Source organism: Thermoflavimicrobium daqui (assembly GCF_003313465.1).
Taxonomy (GTDB): Bacteria; Bacillota; Bacilli; order Thermoactinomycetales; family Thermoactinomycetaceae; genus Thermoflavimicrobium; species Thermoflavimicrobium daqui.
Genome location: NZ_KZ845665.1, coordinates 480,146 through 498,049, shown reverse-complemented (window position 1 = coordinate 498,049; position 17,904 = coordinate 480,146). Strand labels below are relative to the sequence as shown.

Annotated in this window: 14 protein-coding genes; all 14 read right to left on the bottom strand. The window is 39.0% G+C overall.

Annotated elements, in window-relative coordinates:
• Window positions 1-52 precede the first annotated feature (52 nt).
• Window positions 53-1,165 carry an undecaprenyldiphospho-muramoylpentapeptide beta-N-acetylglucosaminyltransferase gene (gene murG, locus DL897_RS08115; RefSeq protein ID WP_113658630.1) on the bottom strand — a complete coding sequence of 371 codons (1,113 nt, stop codon included), beginning with the start codon at window positions 1,163-1,165 and terminating at the stop codon, window positions 53-55.
• Between the two features lie 18 nt (window positions 1,166-1,183).
• The gene (spoVE, locus tag DL897_RS08110) at window positions 1,184-2,284 is read right to left on the bottom strand and encodes a stage V sporulation protein E (protein ID WP_113658629.1); all 1,101 of its coding nucleotides are present in this window, start codon (window positions 2,282-2,284) and stop codon (window positions 1,184-1,186) included.
• Window positions 2,285-2,301: 17 nt separating this feature from the next.
• Entirely contained in the window at window positions 2,302-3,684 is a 1,383-nt protein-coding gene (gene murD, locus DL897_RS08105; RefSeq protein WP_113658628.1) for a UDP-N-acetylmuramoyl-L-alanine--D-glutamate ligase, read from the bottom strand.
• Window positions 3,681-4,721, bottom strand: coding sequence for a phospho-N-acetylmuramoyl-pentapeptide-transferase (gene mraY / locus DL897_RS08100; protein ID WP_420824120.1), 1,041 nt, complete (start codon window positions 4,719-4,721; stop codon window positions 3,681-3,683). Before mraY ends, murD begins: the two co-directional genes overlap by 4 nt.
• A complete protein-coding gene (locus DL897_RS08095; protein ID WP_113658627.1) occupies window positions 4,714-6,117 on the bottom strand; it encodes a UDP-N-acetylmuramoyl-tripeptide--D-alanyl-D-alanine ligase in 1,404 nt (467 codons plus the stop codon). The genes mraY and DL897_RS08095 overlap by 8 nt, the downstream gene beginning before the upstream one ends.
• Before the next feature lie 2 nt (window positions 6,118-6,119).
• Window positions 6,120-7,607, bottom strand: a complete 1,488-nt coding sequence (locus DL897_RS08090) for a UDP-N-acetylmuramoyl-L-alanyl-D-glutamate--2,6-diaminopimelate ligase (RefSeq protein WP_113658626.1) — start codon at window positions 7,605-7,607, stop codon at window positions 6,120-6,122.
• Between the two features lie 154 nt (window positions 7,608-7,761).
• Entirely contained in the window at window positions 7,762-9,678 is a 1,917-nt protein-coding gene (locus tag DL897_RS08085) for a stage V sporulation protein D (protein WP_420824119.1), read from the bottom strand.
• Window positions 9,679-9,864: 186 nt separating this feature from the next.
• The gene (locus DL897_RS08080) at window positions 9,865-10,443 is read right to left on the bottom strand and encodes a hypothetical protein (protein ID WP_113658625.1); all 579 of its coding nucleotides are present in this window, start codon (window positions 10,441-10,443) and stop codon (window positions 9,865-9,867) included.
• A 246-nt stretch (window positions 10,444-10,689) separates the two neighbouring features.
• Complete coding sequence (locus DL897_RS08075) at window positions 10,690-12,462, bottom strand: peptidoglycan D,D-transpeptidase FtsI family protein (protein WP_113658624.1); 1,773 nt, start codon at window positions 12,460-12,462, stop codon at window positions 10,690-10,692.
• 64 nt (window positions 12,463-12,526) lie between these two features.
• Entirely contained in the window at window positions 12,527-12,901 is a 375-nt protein-coding gene (locus DL897_RS08070; RefSeq protein WP_113658623.1) for a hypothetical protein, read from the bottom strand.
• Between the two features lie 41 nt (window positions 12,902-12,942).
• Window positions 12,943-13,875 (bottom strand): 16S rRNA (cytosine(1402)-N(4))-methyltransferase RsmH, encoded by a 933-nt coding sequence (rsmH, locus tag DL897_RS08065; protein ID WP_113658622.1) that lies wholly within the window; start codon window positions 13,873-13,875, stop codon window positions 12,943-12,945.
• 17 nt (window positions 13,876-13,892) lie between these two features.
• The gene (gene mraZ, locus DL897_RS08060; protein ID WP_113658621.1) at window positions 13,893-14,324 is read right to left on the bottom strand and encodes a division/cell wall cluster transcriptional repressor MraZ; all 432 of its coding nucleotides are present in this window, start codon (window positions 14,322-14,324) and stop codon (window positions 13,893-13,895) included.
• 137 nt (window positions 14,325-14,461) lie between these two features.
• Complete coding sequence (locus DL897_RS08055) at window positions 14,462-15,721, bottom strand: adenosylhomocysteinase (protein ID WP_113658620.1); 1,260 nt, start codon at window positions 15,719-15,721, stop codon at window positions 14,462-14,464.
• 378 nt (window positions 15,722-16,099) lie between these two features.
• Window positions 16,100-17,758: a bacillithiol biosynthesis cysteine-adding enzyme BshC gene (bshC, locus tag DL897_RS08050; RefSeq protein ID WP_113658619.1), complete on the bottom strand. Its 1,659-nt coding sequence runs from the start codon at window positions 17,756-17,758 to the stop codon at window positions 16,100-16,102.
• Window positions 17,759-17,904 lie beyond the last annotated feature (146 nt).

Sequence of the window (17,904 nt, the reverse complement as noted above, 5' to 3'; positions counted from 1 at the left end):
GAATCCATCGACTTAACTTCGTTGATGTATGTGATGAATAAATGAAAGTGAATTACCAATGTCCTAAACTTGCCAGTTTATCTAATTCATCTACCAGCACTTCGGCTGCTTCAGGTCGTCCTAATCTTCTAGCTGCTTCACTCATTTTTTGATGTTCGTCAGGTCGCTGAAGTAGGTAATAGATCCAATCCCATAAATATTTTCCTGAAAGTTCACTTTCACGAATCATTTTTGTCGCACCTTGTTGTTCCATCCATCGTGCATTTGCCTCTTGATGATTATTGGTAACATAAGGTGAAGGGATTAATATCGAAGGAAGTCCTAAAGCCGTAATTTCAGCTAGAGTTGAGGCACCTGCTCGACTCACTACTAAGTACGTAGAAGCGAGTACATCTGGCATATTATAAATAAATGGACGTACATCTAGGTTAGGTACCTCATGAAAGGGGATCTGTGAACGAATCTGTTCATAATGTACATCTCCCGTTACATAAACAAATTGGACATGAGGTGTTTGTTTCATATAAGGAATCATTTGTAATACTGATTCATTAATTGCTTTAGCACCACGACTTCCACCTACAAATAGTACGATAGGGCGAGGATCAAAAATATTTAGAGACCTACGTCCTAGTTCTGGGTTTGCCTCAATGACCTCCGTTGCCCGTGGATTCCCCGTAAAAATAGGCCGTTTTGTATTGCTTAGGTATTTACCTGATTCTTGTAGGCTATAAGCTACCACGTCAGCATAGCGAGCCAAAAATTTAATAGTTAATCCAATCACTACATTTTGTTCATGAATCAATGTAGGTACATTTAATTTATGTGCTGCATAAACAGCAGGACCGCACACATAACCACCTGTACCTACAACCACATCTGGCTTAAATTCACGTATGTACTCCTTTGATTTTTTGACTGCTGATAAAAACTTCCTTACTGTATTAAAATTATCGAGGGATAAACTTCTTTTGAAACCTTGAATTTCTACAGTGAATAGTTTTATATCTCCTTGTTTTGGTACTATTTTCGCTTCCAATCCATTTTTCGTTCCGATATATCCAATTTCCACATTCGGATGTCGCTTCTTAACAGCCTTGGCAATAGCAAGCGCTGGATAGATATGACCACCTGTACCTCCACCGGATAAAATAATTCTCCTCATCCTACTCACCTCTCTTTACTAATGCTTTGTAAAACGTGATAAGTTTAATAATATGCCTATAGCAACCAAAGTTAAAGTTAACGATGAGCCACCATAGCTCAAAAAAGGTAGGGTGATCCCTGTTACAGGAAAAGCACCAGAAACAACTCCGATATTAATCACTGCTTGAATCATAATCATCGCTGTAATACCTGTTGCTACTAAGCTTATAAATAAATTTGGAGCAACAATCGCTATACGTAATCCGCGCCAAACGATGATCAAAAATAAGATGAGTACGGCTCCAGCCCCTATAAAACCGAGTTCTTCAGCTAAGATTGAAAAAATAAAATCGGTATGCGGTTCTGGTAAGTACAAATGTTTTTGTCTACTCATTCCAAGTCCTAACCCAAGCAATCCCCCAGGACCAATCGCATACAATGATTGGATCAAATGATAACCTGCTCCTAGCGGGTCCTGCCAAGGATCCAGAAAAGCGATAATCCGCTTAATACGATAAGGAGCAGCTAAGACCAAACCAACAAATCCTGCAACTCCGAGCGTAGCGAAGCCCAAAAGATGCTTCATTCGTGCTCCTGCTGTATAAATTAAAGCAACCCCTGTTCCCACTAGGACCGTTCCGGTACCCAAATCGGGCTGGAGCATAATTAAACCGAAAGCTGCTCCCAAAATAAGTAAACCTGGTAATAATCCTTTAGCAAACTTTGTTATATCATAACCCGGTTGAGAAAATAGTTTGGCTAAAAAAACAATCATAGCCAACTTCATAAATTCTGAGGGTTGAATACTAAATGCTCCAATCCCTAACCAACTTTGAGCTCCATTTCGGAAGATCCCTACCCCTGGAATTAGTACAATTAATAACAAGAGAAAGCAAATGATTAAACTTGTAGTTGCCCACTTTTCTAATTCTTTTGGTTCGATATTCGCAACCACAAACATCAAAAAAACGCCCAGCGCAGCGAACAAAAACTGTCGTTTGGCAAAATAAAAACTATCTCCATATTTATGATAAGCTAAAGCAGCACTAGCACTATAAACCATAATGACTCCTATCGTGAGTAACAGCAAAATCGCAATAACGATGATATAATCAGGAGTTGTTCGCATTTTCGGCATGGGCGCCCTTCACCTCTTTAAACAAGCTTTTTATTATTAAGATTATGCACAGCTTGTTTAAAAATGCTTCCCCGTTCTTCAAAAGAGGTATACATATCCCAACTCGCACAAGCAGGGGAAAGAAGGACAATATCACCAGGCTTAGCAAGTTCACCCGCTTTTATCACAGCGTCACGGATATCATTTACTTGATGACGTTCAGTGATCTGCGCATCTTCTGCTCGTTTTAAAAAGACAGAAGCTGTTTGGCCATATGTTACCACTGCCTTCACTTTTTCTTTGAATGCTGGAATTAACTCTTTAAAATCTACTCCACGATCCAATCCACCGACAATCAGTACAATCGGTTCAGTAAAGGCTTCCAGTGATTTTAAAGCAGCTTGAGCATTGGTTGCTTTGGAATTATTATAATATTTCACTCCATCCAATGTCTTTACATACTCCAAACGATGTTCTACACCAGTAAAAGTACGAAGTGTTTCTTGGATCGCTGCAATTGGACATCCACAAGTTAAGGCAATGGCTATTGCCGCCAGAGCATTTTCTAGATTAAAAGATCCAGGTAAAGCAACTTCTGATATCGGCAGAATTTTTTGGAAGTATTCGCCACTTCTTCGAAATACGATCCAGTCATCTTTCACACAAACTCCCTGCTCTACTTCTTGTAGACGACTAAACCACCAAATCGTTGATGAAATAGATTTGCTAATATCAACACAAACAGGTGAATCTAAGTTAAGGACTGCTATATCATCTACTGTCTGATTTTGAAATAGCCGCTGTTTGGATAAAATATAATCTTCCATCGTTTGATGATAATCCATATGGGCTGAGACTAAATTCAATAAAGCAGCAATTTGAGGTCGAAAAGTTTGCACCCCTTTTAATTGGAAACTGCTTAACTCGGCAACCAGCCATTCATCTGTAGAAAGTTTTAGGACTGTATCTGTTAACGCTTGGCCTATATTTCCAGCAACTGTTGCTTTTAAGCCTCCTGCTGTCAACATCTTACCTACCAAAGTAGTGGTTGTCGTTTTGCCATTGGAGCCTGTAATACCTATGATCGGTGCTTTTGTTAGTTGGCTTGCAATTTCTACCTCAGTAACAACAGGAATCCCTCGTTTTAGCGCCACTTGGACAGGACTTACATGATATGGAATTCCAGGGTTTTTCACTAGTAAATCCACATCCCCATCCAATAAGTCATCAGGATGTCCACCCGTAATTACTTGAATTCCAAGCTGCTCAAGTTCTTCAGCCTCTGGGCATTCTTTACGAGTTTTCCGATCATTAACGATTACTTTTGCACCTAATTGGTGGAGTAGCTTGGCAACAGCTACTCCACTTTTGGCTAATCCTAAAACGACAACCGAACAATTTGAGAATTCGAATTCATTCATTTTAAGAACACCTCAATATACACACCAATCGCTGCTAGAATGAGTCCTGCACCCCAGAATGTTAATACTACACGCCACTCTGACCAACCTTTTAGCTCATAGTGGTGATGTAATGGTGTCATGCGGAATACACGCTTCCCTCGTAATTTAAACGAAGTTACTTGGATCATCACCGATAAGGTTTCCATCACAAATACTCCACCAATGATTGGAAGCAAAAGCTCTGTTTTCGTAATAACTGAGAGAGCAGCAAGTCCTCCACCCAGTGCAAGCGAACCAGTATCCCCCATAAATACTTTTGCGGGGTGGGCATTAAAAACTAAGAAACCGAGTAATGCACCAACCATCGCCATCGAAAAGATCGCTACTGTATAGTTGCTTTGTACCATTCCAATAATAGCATATGCTCCATAAGCAATCGCTGCTGTTCCACCTAACAAACCATCTAATCCATCCGTTAAGTTTACCCCATTTGAGAAACCAATCAAGATAAATAACAAAAACGGTAAATATAACCAATTCATCTCAAGTACATAACTGGTACCTGGAATATGAATGGAATAAATAAAGCTTTTACCTGTGATTGCTTGTACTTCAGGAGAGATCCGTACTTCCATCAGCACCCAAAACAAAACCAGTCCAATAAATAATTGACCAAATAACTTTTGAGTGACTGTAAGTCCTAAGCTTCGCTTCATGACTACTTTAATATAATCGTCAAGAAAGCCAATAATTCCATAACCTAGCGTAGCAAAAATAAGAAAGAATAGATCGGCATTAATCGCACTATCTGACTTATTTAAGATAAAGTAGCTGCTAAAAGGTACAGCTGTTAAAACCATTGCCGTCAAAATATTTAATCCACCCATGGTGGGAGTTCCTTGTTTTTGCAAATGACTTTCTGGACCTTCTTGACGAATACTCTGTCCAAATTTTAGACGTCGAAGCATCGGAATTAAAAATGGGCCGAGAAATACTCCTAGGCCAAATGCTACCGTAAGGGGAATAAGAACAATCCGGATATCTATATTACCCATTTTTCTTACTCGACTCTCCTTCTGTTAGATGATGAACAACTTGAACTAATTGTGCTCCAAGTGAAGCTTTAATGAGTAGAATAGCCTCTGGTCCTCCTACTTGTGCCAAGAATCGGCTCGCTTCCTCTATCGATGCAAAATGCTGAATCATTCGATTCGAATCGTGATTCGCACGAATAGCTCCCTCAAAAATATAACGACCACGATCTCCTACAGTATAAATATGAGAAACTCCACGATTTACTGCATACTCTCCGATTTCCTGATGATAAATTTTTTCTTGCTGCCCGGTTTCAAGCATATCACCGAGTAGAACCCACTTTTCTAGTGATAAATCTAATTCCATCAGGAGATCAATCGCCGCCCGCATAGAGGTGGGACTAGCATTGTATGCATCATCAATAATTTGCATTCCACTTACAGCCGTTTTTAACTCTAAGCGTCTTCCGGTCAGTTTCACTTGTAGAAGACCTTCAGCAATTTGCTGTTCTTCTAGTCCAAAGTAGCGCCCTACACTTATCGCTAGCATCGCATTGATCACATTATGTCTTCCTAGTAAAGGAAGATGAAAGGAAGTACCCGTACGTGTTGAGGAAAAATGATAACCTTTTACACCGTCTAATACCACATTAGCGGGCCTATCAACATTATTTTCTCCCCATCCTATCGGAAAGAGTGGACGAGTCTCTCGAGCGAGTTTACTTCGTAATAATGGCTCATCCCCATCAAAAAAGATGGGTCCTTTTTCTACTAATCCTTCTCTTATTTCCAATTTCGCCTCAGCAATTCCTTCACGTGAACCCAAAAATTCAATATGTGATTCACCAATATTGGTAATCACTGCGGCATCAGGCTCTGCAATTCGCGAGAGATGTTCAATCTCTCCACGATGATTCATTCCCATCTCTATCACTGCTATTTCTGTTTGAGCGGGCATGCTAAGAATCGTAAGTGGAACGCCAATATGATTATTTAGGTTCCCTTTTGTTTTGTGAACTTGATACTTCTGGGTTAAAACCGAAGCAACAAGATCCTTTGTCGTGGTTTTTCCATTACTACCTGTAATGGCAATGACAGGAATTCTGAGCTCTTTCCGGTAAGCTTGAGCTAACCTTTGTAAGGCTGCAAGTGTATCGGATACGACAATAAGAGGAATTTCCACTTCTGGTAAGGGATGATCTTTTTGCCATAAAGCAGCCGCTGCCCCTTTTTCGATGGCTTGATCAATAAATTGATGACCATCCAATCTTTCTCCTACCAATGGTACATATAGTTGATTGGAACTTAACTCTCGGGTATCTGTAGAAACACCTTGTACAGCCAAGTAAAGATCTGTAGGAGATCCAACCCATGTACCTTCTGTTACTTTTTTAATCCATTCACATCTTCTTTCCATATTTAACCCTCACTTCGGCGGGATTCAATCGCCGCTTTTGCAACAAGCCGATCGTCAAAGTCATAACGAACACCATTTATTTCTTGATACGTTTCATGTCCCTTTCCAGCAATAAGTACAACATCATTTGCTTTTGCTTGATGAATAGCAAAATGGATCGCTTCTCTACGATCTACAATAGTTTCATACCGTTTGAGGTTCACTCCTTTAATTCCTGCAACCATTTCGGCAATAATTTCTTCAGGTGGTTCTGTTCTTGGATTATCTGAGGTGATGATAGTAAGATCACTATACTTTTCAGCAATTTGTGCCATGACAGGCCGCTTGCTACGATCTCGATCTCCACCACATCCTACTACACAAATCACTCGTCCATCCACAAATTCTCGGATCGTCTGTAAAGCATTCTCTAAGCTATCAGGCGTATGCGAATAATCTACTAAAACCGTAAAATTTTGTCCGGCTTGTACTCGCTCAAATCGACCATTTACTCCAGAAATGGATTCTAAGCTTTTTTTCACCTTCTCAAGTGAAATACCTTCCAAAAGAGCTACACTTACTGCTGCTAGCGCATTATAGATATTGAACTTTCCGACCAATTGTAAGTTCATTTCGATATCACCACCAAAACTACGCAGCATAAAACGAGTACCTGTAGCCGTAATTCTTATATTTTCAGCCCGAACATCCGCCTTTTGATCAATCCCATATGTAATGACTTGAGCCGAAGTTGTATTTGCATAATGCTTTGACACAGGGTCATCAGCGTTGAGAACGGCCACCTGATTAAATTGTGGATCATCGGAATATCGGGTACCTAACTGGTTAAAAAGCAGTCCTTTTGCATCCCGATACTTCTCCATTGTCTCATGATAATCCAAATGATCCTGTGTCAAATTTGTAAAAACAGCAATATGAAACTCACAACCTCTTGTTCTTCCCATTACTAAGCCATGGGAAGAAACCTCAATCGCCGCATATTTACACCCTTCATCTAACATCCAGCGAAAGCTTCGTTGTAAATCAACAATTTCAGGAGTTGTATTGTTTACCTTGTACTCACGATTTCCTACTTTCATAGAAATCGTTCCGATTAAACCTGTTTTTTGATCCTGATCATTTAAAATATGCTGGATTAAATTTGTAGTGGTTGTCTTACCATTTGTTCCTGTTACCCCGATCACTTTTAATTCTTTCGTTGGATGACGATAAAAGGTTGCAGCAGCCATAGCCATCGCTCTTCTTGTATCAGGTACAATGACAACTGGAATATTAGCTGAGATCGGTTCTTCAACCATCACTGCCGCTGCTCCTTGTGAAATAGCCTTATCGATAAAACGATGACCATCCACAGTTAATCCGCGAAGTGCAATAAACAAGTCTCCTGATTCTACTTGTCGCGAATCAATTTTAATCCCTTTAATTTCTGTACCTAAATCTCCAATCACTTGTTTCAAAATGAGTGGTTGGATGATATCTTCTAATCTCATACAATTCCTCCTTGAGATAATTCAATTACAAAAAAACACCTTTATTAGCTAGAATTGAATACAACCATCTACTAGAATCATAGATAAACAAGAGAAATGCCAGGGATTTTATCCTGGCACCCATTTTTATACTCCTATTTTAATCACCTTTCTATCATTTGTCACCCAAGTAGATTCGGATGGTTGAACCCTTTTTGACTCTTTCCCCAGGTTTTGGAACTTGATCAATCACTTTTTCCCCGTCACCACTGTATTCTAACTGGAACGAATACAAGCTAGTTCTAATTTTGTCAGTTTCTTGACCGATTAAATTAGGAACCTCGACAATCGGAGTGGTCAGTGGTGTATCTTCAGGTGGAATTTGACTTTTCCTTTTTGGTATCTCTAGATATCGCAAACTATCATGCAAAACTTTTCCCACGATGGGTGCTGCCACCACTCCACCAAATTGAATCCCTTTGGGGTTGTCAACGGCAATATACACCACAAGCTTAGGATCATCCGCTGGGGCAACACCAATAAATGAAACAATATGATTGTTTTTTAAATAAACCCCATTTGGACCTACTTTTTGTGCTGTTCCTGTCTTTCCACCCACTCGGTAACCATCGATAAACGCCTTTCTTCCTGTCCCTTTGGCTACTACACTTTCTAAAGCAAAACGGATCTTTTTCGACGTCTCCTCAGAAATCACACGTCTTTTGGCTTTTGGTTGATTTCGCTCGATAGTATCTCCTGTATCTGAATTAATCCAAGCTTTTGCTAAATGAGGAACCATCAACTTGCCACCATTAACGGCTGCAGAAACGGCGGTTACTTGTTGAATCGGTGTCACAGAAACACCTTGACCAAATGCTGTTGTTGCTAATTCGACTGGTCCCATTCGTTGTGGCTTAAATAAGATTCCTTTGGCTTCACCACTTAGATCAATGCCTGTTTTCTCACCAAATCCAAATTTTTTTATATATGATAACAATTTTTCTTTTCCTAAGCGTTGTCCTAAATTAACAAATCCAGGGTTACAAGAGTTTTCAACGACTTCTAAATATGTTTGATGACCATGTCCACCTGCTTTCCAGCAGCGTAATCTTGCGCCCGCTACTACAATAAAACCTGGATCACTAAATGTTTCATTAAAATTCACTTTTTTTTCCTCAAGTGCAGCTGCGAGTGTGATAATCTTAAATGTAGAACCTGGTTCGTATGTTTTCCAAATCGGCAGATTTCGATTATAAATCATTGGATCAGCAAATCGGTATTGATCAGGACGATAAGTAGGCCGACTGCTCATGGCTAATATTTCACCAGTTTTGGGGTCCATGGCAATTCCTAGGATATTTTCTGGTTGGTACTGGGCCATTGCTTGGTCCATCTCTCTTTCCATAATTGTCTGAATGGACTTATCCAATGTAAGCATGAGATCTAAACCATCTCGAGGAGGAATATAATGATCCATCCCACCTGGTAATTCCTCACCACGTGCATTCGCACTAAATGAGACATATCCAGGTCTTCCTTTTAATCGCTCATCATAGACAAGCTCAAGCCCCGCTAATCCTTGGCTATCAATTCCAGTAAAACCCAATAAATGCGCGGCCAAATTTCCATACGGGTAGTAGCGCTTACTATCTTCTGTGATAAAAACCCCTGGCATTCGCAGTGCTTGAATCTGCCTAGCTTTTTCTTCAGAAATCTTAACTCCTTCGGGTCGAATGGCTACAAACATCTTTCTTTTACTAATTTGTTCTTTTACTTTTTTTTCGGATATTTGTAATATACGAGCAAGCTCTCTAGCCGTTCGTTCTCGATCCTTAATTTGTGCTGGAATCATAAGTACAGTGGGAGAACTAATATTATAGGTCAGCGCTTTCCCATTGCGATCAAGAATCCGCCCGCGTTTCGCTTGGAAAGGAATATCACGGGATCCAAGATCCTGCGCCTTTTTTGAAAGCCAATTTCCTTGCACTAGTTGAACATAGGAGAGCCGACCCAATAAAGCTAAGAATACAAGTGTTGCTATTAAGAGAAATAAAAACAGGCGCTTTCGTACCACTTTCTGCACAATCCGCAAAAGTGATCCCCCTTTCCATCAGGGACTTCTCTAGACAAGCTTATTCAAGTACATGTTAAATAATGACTCAACTTAAGGGCTATTTGTTTGATTCCCCTTTTATATAGAAAATAGGAAACCCCATAAATCTAAATGAAAAAGCTCCACATCCCTATTCGATTAGGTATGGAGCTTTTGGATTTAAGTTTATTGATTTCCTGTTTGTGGTTCTACGTTTTTAGTCTTTTTTTGCTTTAAATTTGGCAAATCGGCTACTTTTAGTTTACATACATAACGAACATTTGCTTTAGAATCATCATAAATAAGTTCATAAGAATCGCTATTAGAAACGTCAAACGCAATCTTACCCAAAACTTTATGATCAGTACTATCTAATGTTTTTATAATAGGTTTGACTGCATTTGTATATTGTTTTTGATTGGCATCGACTAACTTCAAGCGATTAAGTATTGTTACCATAGTTGATCGATCTTTGCTTTGCTCAAAAATCATATCAATATAAACAAAATGGTCATTAAGAGGTGCACCATCACCGAATAAACCTACTTGACGTGCTCTAGCAAAGTCAACAGAAACCTTCACATCTTGGATTTCAATTGTTTCGCCCATTTTAACTTGTTTCGTTTCTTTTGGTTTTGGCTTCTTTTGTTGTGCGGCAACTTGTGATCTCTCTTTTTTGATAACAATCCCGAATCCTCCTGCAAAATATACAGAAGCTCCGAGGAAACTAAGCGCAAACAATCCTATAAAAAATCTTTTTAACACGACAGCATGCCCCCATATCTAACTGTCTAATACTGTAACAATGATTTAACATAGAGTAAACGATCAAACCATAAATTTATTATTAACTTTTATTTATATCATAAATATGACTGATAAAAAAAGAAACAGTTTACACAAAAAAAACGCCTTAAAGGCGTTTGAAAATCCAATTTAATGATACTATAATGCTAGATAAAATTTCAATATCATTGCCTTAAAGTGAGTTATAAGAAGAGAAGAAAAACCTCATTTTAAGTCGAATTCCTCTTCATCTTTGGGTGGAACTCCACGCAACTGAAGTGTTTTCTTTAAAATATCACGGGCAGTTGGTGCAGCTATCGTTCCACCTGATGTAGAACCATAAGCATTGGTCGGCTCATCGAAAGCAACATAAACGACAACATCTGGAGATTCAGCAGGTGCAAATCCGACAAAAGAAACAATATATTTATCTTTTAAATATCCACCACCATTTGGATCTGGCTTCTGTGCTGTTCCAGTCTTACCTGCAACGCGATAACCTGGCAAATCTGCTTCTTGTCCAGTGCCATATTTTACAGCCCCTCGGAGTAGTTCGCGTACTTTCTTGGCCGTTTCTTGTTCAATAATCCGCTTACCCGTTGGTTTTTCTCGATGCACCAATTTTTTTTGTTCTGCATCCCACACTTCTTTTAATAAATGAGGTTTATAAAGTACTCCCCCATTGGCAATCGCACTAACAGCTTGAATCTGCTGAATAGGTGTTACTGAGATCCCCTGTCCAAATGCAGCAGTTGCTATTTCAGACCGATATGGTACTCGATGATAAAAAATCCCTTTTTCTTCTGCTGGAAGATCAAGTCCTGTTTTCTTACCAAACTTCGCATTCATTTTCCCAAATCCAAAACGATCAATGTACTCCTGAAAACGATCAGCACCTAACTTTTCAGCCAGATTTACAAAGGCAACATTACTCGATTTATAAACTCCTTCACGATAAGATATCGTTCCCCAGCCATCCGCTTGCCAATCTCGAATTGTTTGATCATCAATCTTAATCGTACCAGATTGAAAAGTTTCATTTGGATCAAAAAGATTTTCGTTAATTGCTGCAGCTAAAGTAACGATTTTAAAGGTCGATCCTGGCTCAAACTGGCTTTGGACAGCTAGATTCAGTCCATTTTCTTGTGTATATGTAGAGGTAGAACGATTAGGATCAAAAGTGGGCCGACTCGCCATTGCTAAAATTTCACCATTACGAGGATCTGCTACAATTGCTGTCGCTCCTTTAGCTGGGTGTGATTTCAACACTTGATTTAAAACTGCTTCAACATGATTTTGTATACTAGAGTCAATGGAAAGTACTAAATCCTTTCCTGGAACAGGCGGTTGAAACTTCTCAGGACCATCTGAAATCATCATTCCATCTTTTGCTTTTTTATATTTGATAATCCCATCCTTGCCTTTTAACCACTTTTCATTATAATAAGATTCAACTCCACCCACAGGTTTATCGTCACTATTTAAAAAACCAAGCACATGAGCTAATTGCGGTCCACTATATTGACGAGCAGATGTTTTATATCCATAAATTCCTTTTAGCTCCCCATTGTCTTTTAAGCTTAGGATTTTATCATACACTTCTTTTGGATATTTAAACTTGCCATTTTCTTTTAGTGGAACAAATCGTCTCTTTTGACTTACCTTTTCACGTAATGACGATTCGGCAATTTGTAAAATAGGGGACAAAAGTTTGACAGTTTTGTTTACATCTTTTATCTGAGAAGGATCTGCTACAAAATAATAAGCGTTTACTTCCCAAGCCAAGGCATTTATTTTTGTACGGTCATATATCGTTCCCCGTTTTGCCTTAATCACCTGGTTATTATTTTCCCAGCTTTCTTGAGCTTGACTGACCAACTTTTCTGCATCAACTACCTGTATCCATAACAGTCGAAAGATTATGGCAGCCATACACAAGGTTAAAATCAGACCGATTAGGAGGGAACGCTCTTTACTTTGTTTCAATGGGCTACCCATAAGCTCATTTCTCCTCAATTCATTTCTTTCTATATCCTCGGTCTCAATTATCCATCATTCTAGTTCACTGTTGAATTGAGGGAAGTGATTTAACCGTATCTAAATACAAGCCATTCTTTTCTGCAAAATCACGGATTCTCTCTGTATTATTCAATTTTTTCTTTTCCGTATCCAGTTGAAGATTGACCTCTTTGACCTTTCGAATTTCTGTATCTGTCTGGTTAATGGACGCATTTAGTTCTGTCACTTCTGCATATTTTGAGATGACAACGAGAGCTAACAGAACACCAACGAGTACGCTTAGAAGATATAGCACCTTCTCTCCCGTCGTAAGCCCAATCACTTTTAAACGCGGTCTTCTCTTTTGTTTTGGTTTTGTGGCAGCTGTACTCTGTCCAAAAGGTAAAGCTACTGCTACATTCCCTCGATTCTCTCTCATTCCCTTAACCTCCTTACACTACCTCGCTCTTTCTTAACCCCTTAGCACTTTTCAGCAATACGTAGTTTAGCTGAACGCGCTCGTATATTTCTCTCTAATTCTTCTGTGTTTGGTATAATCGGTTTTTTTGTTATCACTTTAAGAAGTGGCCGTTCATTACATGTACATACTGGAAATTCTGGAGGACAAATGCAGCCTTTTGCTTTTTCTAAAAAGAACTGCTTGCAAATTCGATCTTCTAATGAGTGAAAAGTAATTACACTCACCCTTCCGCCTGGCTTAAGTAGCTCGACAGACTGAGCCAAAGCGTCACGAAATACATTTAATTCATCATTAACTGCAATACGAATAGCTTGAAATGTACGCCGAGCAGGATGGGGGCCTGACCTTCTAGCTGGTGCTGGAATCGCTTTTTTTATTAAATCAACCAACTCGAATGTTGTAGTAATGGGTTGCTGTTCCCGCCTCTTGATAATCTCTCTAGTAATCCGACGAGCAAATTTCTCTTCACCATACTCAAATAAAATACGGATGAGTTCTTCTTCAGACGAATCATTAACTACATGGAAAGCTGAGCGCTCTTGCTCTTGATCCATACGCATATCTAAAGGCGCATCTTGATGATAGCTAAAGCCTCTTTCACCTTCATCCAGCTGTGGAGAAGATACACCCAAGTCGAAGAGAATACCATCTACTTCTGAAAATCCAAGTTCATTTACTATTTCTTTTACCCGGCGGAAGTTAGACTTAACCAAGAAAATTCGACAAACTGCATCTTTTAATCTCTCTCTAGCAGCTTCAAGGGCCCTCTCATCTTGATCTAAGCCGATTAGTGTACCCGTCGATTCCAATTGACTAGCAATCTTTTGACTATGTCCTGCACCACCTAGAGTGCAATCCACATAAATGCCATCTGATTTGATCTGAAGTGCTTCTACTGCTTCAAATTTTAGAACTGTCTCATGCTTGAACAACCTACTTCATCCTTTTTTTATAAGTCCAAATTGACAAGACTCTCAGCAATCTCATTAAAAGAGTCTTCGGATTGGGTATAGTAATTTTCCCATTCTTCTTTACACCAAATCTCAACACGTGAAGATACCCCGATTACAACACATTCTTTTTTTAATCGTGCAAAGTCACGAAGATTACTGGGGATATGTACTCTTCCTTGCTTATCCAAATCTACTTCACTCGCACCTGAGAAAAAGAAGCGTGTAAAAGCCCGAGCATCTGCTTTGGTAAATGGGAGCGCTTTGAGCTTTTGCTCTAATTGTATCCATTCTGACTGAGGGTATGCAAAAAGACAATGATCAAGTCCACGTGTGACAACAAATGATGAACCAAGTCCGTCACGAAACTTGGCCGGAATGATTAGTCTACCCTTATCGTCAATAGAATGACGATATTCACCCATGAACATGACCTTATCCTCCCCTCGTCAACCCCTTCCCCCCACTTTCCTCCACTTTTCACCACATTGTAAATTATACCACATTGGGCACAAAAAATCCTGCACGCATGTGCAGGATTCAAAGGGGATTTTCAAATTAATGGAAACTACAAATTCCAGCTAGCTTGATATTGTTTTTGCTCTTCAGTCATATCATCAATTTGGATACCTTGTGAATCCAAATAGTACCGAGCTACTTGTGAATCCAACTGATATGGAACATCAATTACGGATGGTCCAATTTTCCCATGGTTTTCATGGATATACAGAAGGCTTAAAGCTTGTAAAGCAAAGGTCATATCCATAATTTCTGCTGGATGACCATCACCAGCAGCTAAATTGACCAACCGTCCTTCCGCAAGTAAGTAGATTTTCCGTCCATCTTCCATGACATATTCCGTAATATCTTTACGGACAACACGTTGGTTAACCGCTTGTCTTTCCAAAGAAATCTTATCAATTTCAATGTCAAAATGACCAGCATTCGCAAGTATAGCCCCATTTTTCATCACGCGGTAATGCATTCCATTAATTACATTTTTGTTTCCTGTAACCGTTACAAAGATATCTCCTCGTTTAGCTGCCTCAATCATCGGTAAAACGGTATAACCGTCCATATGAGCTTCAATCGCTTTAATCGGATCTACTTCAGTTACTATTACCTTGGCTCCTAAACCTTTGGCTCGAAGTGCTACACCTTTTCCACACCAACCATAACCGATGACTACAACTGTTTTACCAGCAACAACTAAATTAGTCGTACGATTAATTCCATCCCAAACGGATTGCCCTGTACCATATCGATTATCGAAAAAGCATTTAGAATAAGCATCATTTACAGCAACCATCGGAAACTTTAATTCCCCTGATTTTTCTAAAGATACGAGGCGGTTAATTCCAGTGGTTGTCTCTTCACATCCACCCCGTACATATTCAATCAGATCTTGCCTTTCGGAGTGAAGTAAGCTAACTAAATCCCCACCATCATCAATAATAAGCTCAGGTCGTGTCTCTAAGGTTAGTAGCAAGTGCTGCTTATATTCCTCTGGAGACGGATTATACTTAGCAAATACAGTTACTCCTGCTTGTACTAAAGCCGCACATACATCATCCTGCGTAGATAAAGGGTTGCTCCCCGTAATCGTTACCTCTGCCCCTGCATCATGAAGCAACTCAGCAAGACAAGCTGTTTTCGCCTCAAGATGTAATGAGATAGCTACTCTTCTGCCTTCAAATGGTTTTTGCACTAACCATTTTTCACGTAAACGACTTAAGATCGCCATATGCTCCCATGCCCAGTCCATTTTCATACGACCTTGTGATGCTAGATTTACATCACGAATCATACTTTTTTCTACTGAATTCATACTTCCCTGCTACTTGTTTCTCGGTATAGACAAAGTATATATATAACCAGATTTCCTATTTCATTTCATTCTATCTATAAAGCTTGGCATTAGCCTTAACATCGAGTTATCCTATATGCTCTATCAGCCAGTTCATAGTTAAAGTAGCAGGTTTTCACCTCTCTTTCTAGCTATAGTAGACTTCTATACTAGTTACGGTCAAAGGAAAATTTCAAATGCTGACTTAAGAGATTGTTGCACTCCTGTAGCTGATTAGGTAATAGATCAAGATCAATGGGTTTTTGTTTATGCAACAACTCTTCCATCGTTCTGACCGAAAAAAAAATAATAATGTCATTGTATATTATACCTAAAATAAGTTGAAAGCGGAAAACCAATTCACATAATTATTAATTGTAGATGATTTTCTCGATGGATAAATGGATCACTAATCACTTGATCTATCCACTCTAAACCATGCCGATTCCAAAAAGAAAGAAGGTTAAGTACTCGTTCCTGTGGGCGCTTTCTCGGTGATAGGGTGCTTATAAGCTCATCCCATCTACGAAGTACAGTCTGATGTTTAAGTGTGAATTGCCGTTCGGTATATTGTGCAAGAAAGTCTATTTGTTCCCATACCTTCTGCTTATTTTTTTCTGCCATTTGGTTTAAATCCATACCAACTTCTTTTTTCAAAATTTTTATGAGTGGTTGATATAATTCTTCGGTTTTTAGTTTGAGATCATCAAACATTGCTGAAAAATCCACATGAGTCTGGTGTTCTAACCACTCATCTTTCTTCTTTTCTAAATCCGAAACAAGATCACTCCAGGTTAATTGAAACTGTTCCATCCTTTTTTGCACTCGCCGATCAACAATCGTCATGCTCGGACGTGGAAATACAATTGGCATTTGAAGACCCATTTCCAAGAAAGCTTCTTTTAACAATCCCCAATATGCAACTTCACTACCTCCCCCAACAAATACAAGCGTGGGGAATAAAAATTCTTGCATCAATGGACGTGTCAAAACGTTATTACTAAATTTTTCAGGACTATCATGTAAAATTTTAATAATTTGTTCTGTGCTGAAACGGTGTTGTCCTTCTTTGGTAAACCATTCATCTTGATCACGATATAAAAGATGGCGTTCCCCATCTGCATGAATAAATAAATGAGCTTTTTGATCAGATAGCTCAACAGGCACATCATATCCCAGTTTTTCAAATTGAGTGGCCGCTTTAGCTACTTTCTCACTCAAAATCTGATTTTTCTCAAGGAGTTTCTGAAAAAAAGATACTTCAAACTTCCGTAGCGCTAAATCAGATGAATCAATTAAAATCAGACCCCATTTTCCAAATAAATCATGCATGAGTCTAGCGAAATAACGAGTCCAGGAAATAGGTTCTGTAATTAAACTTGTACATCGCTTAAGCCACTCTTGTTTGTATGGACTATCTGGTAAAAGTTTACTTAGCTCTGCCAACCAGATATGCAATTGCTCGGGTTTAATTTTTAATGAAGAAATTGGATATTTCCCTTTGTCTTCATAATCCAAGCGATGTTTAACAAGTTGAGCTCGATCATCTTGAATCCAAACATGATCTACCTCGTCTAAATCATGATCTTCACCCGCTATCCAAAAAACCGGAATAACAGGGCGGCCCAGTTTTTTCTCTTCATTGTGTGCGATTTGAATAATCGTAATGGCTTTGTGAATTGTATACATCGGACCTGTCATCAGTCCTGCTTGTTGTCCACCAATCACTACTACACTGTCAGATTGACTTAATCGTTGTAAGTTATATTCGACCTTAGGATGAAGTAATTCTGGGGCATGAAAAGAGCGGAGTATTTGCACTAATTCTTGTCTATGTGCAAGATTTTCCCTTCCTTCCAGATAGCTAATTCGCTTGACATAACTTTGATCATCAAAAGGGTTGTATTCATATAAAGAATGAATAGTGTTATTAAAATTATAATAATCTATAGTAAAGCGACTCGACCAAGGATTCGTTATTTGTTTATACTTCATCCTGTTTGGTGCAACTTGCTTCATGCACCTTGCCCCCTCTTTCTATACAGTTATCTGGATGAATCATATTCAGATCTTAAATCATTGAAACGAAGTTTAAAACAACGACATTTATCTAAGAAGCTATCTAAGTTACAAATAAGACTATCTTATAGCCTTATTTGTTAAGT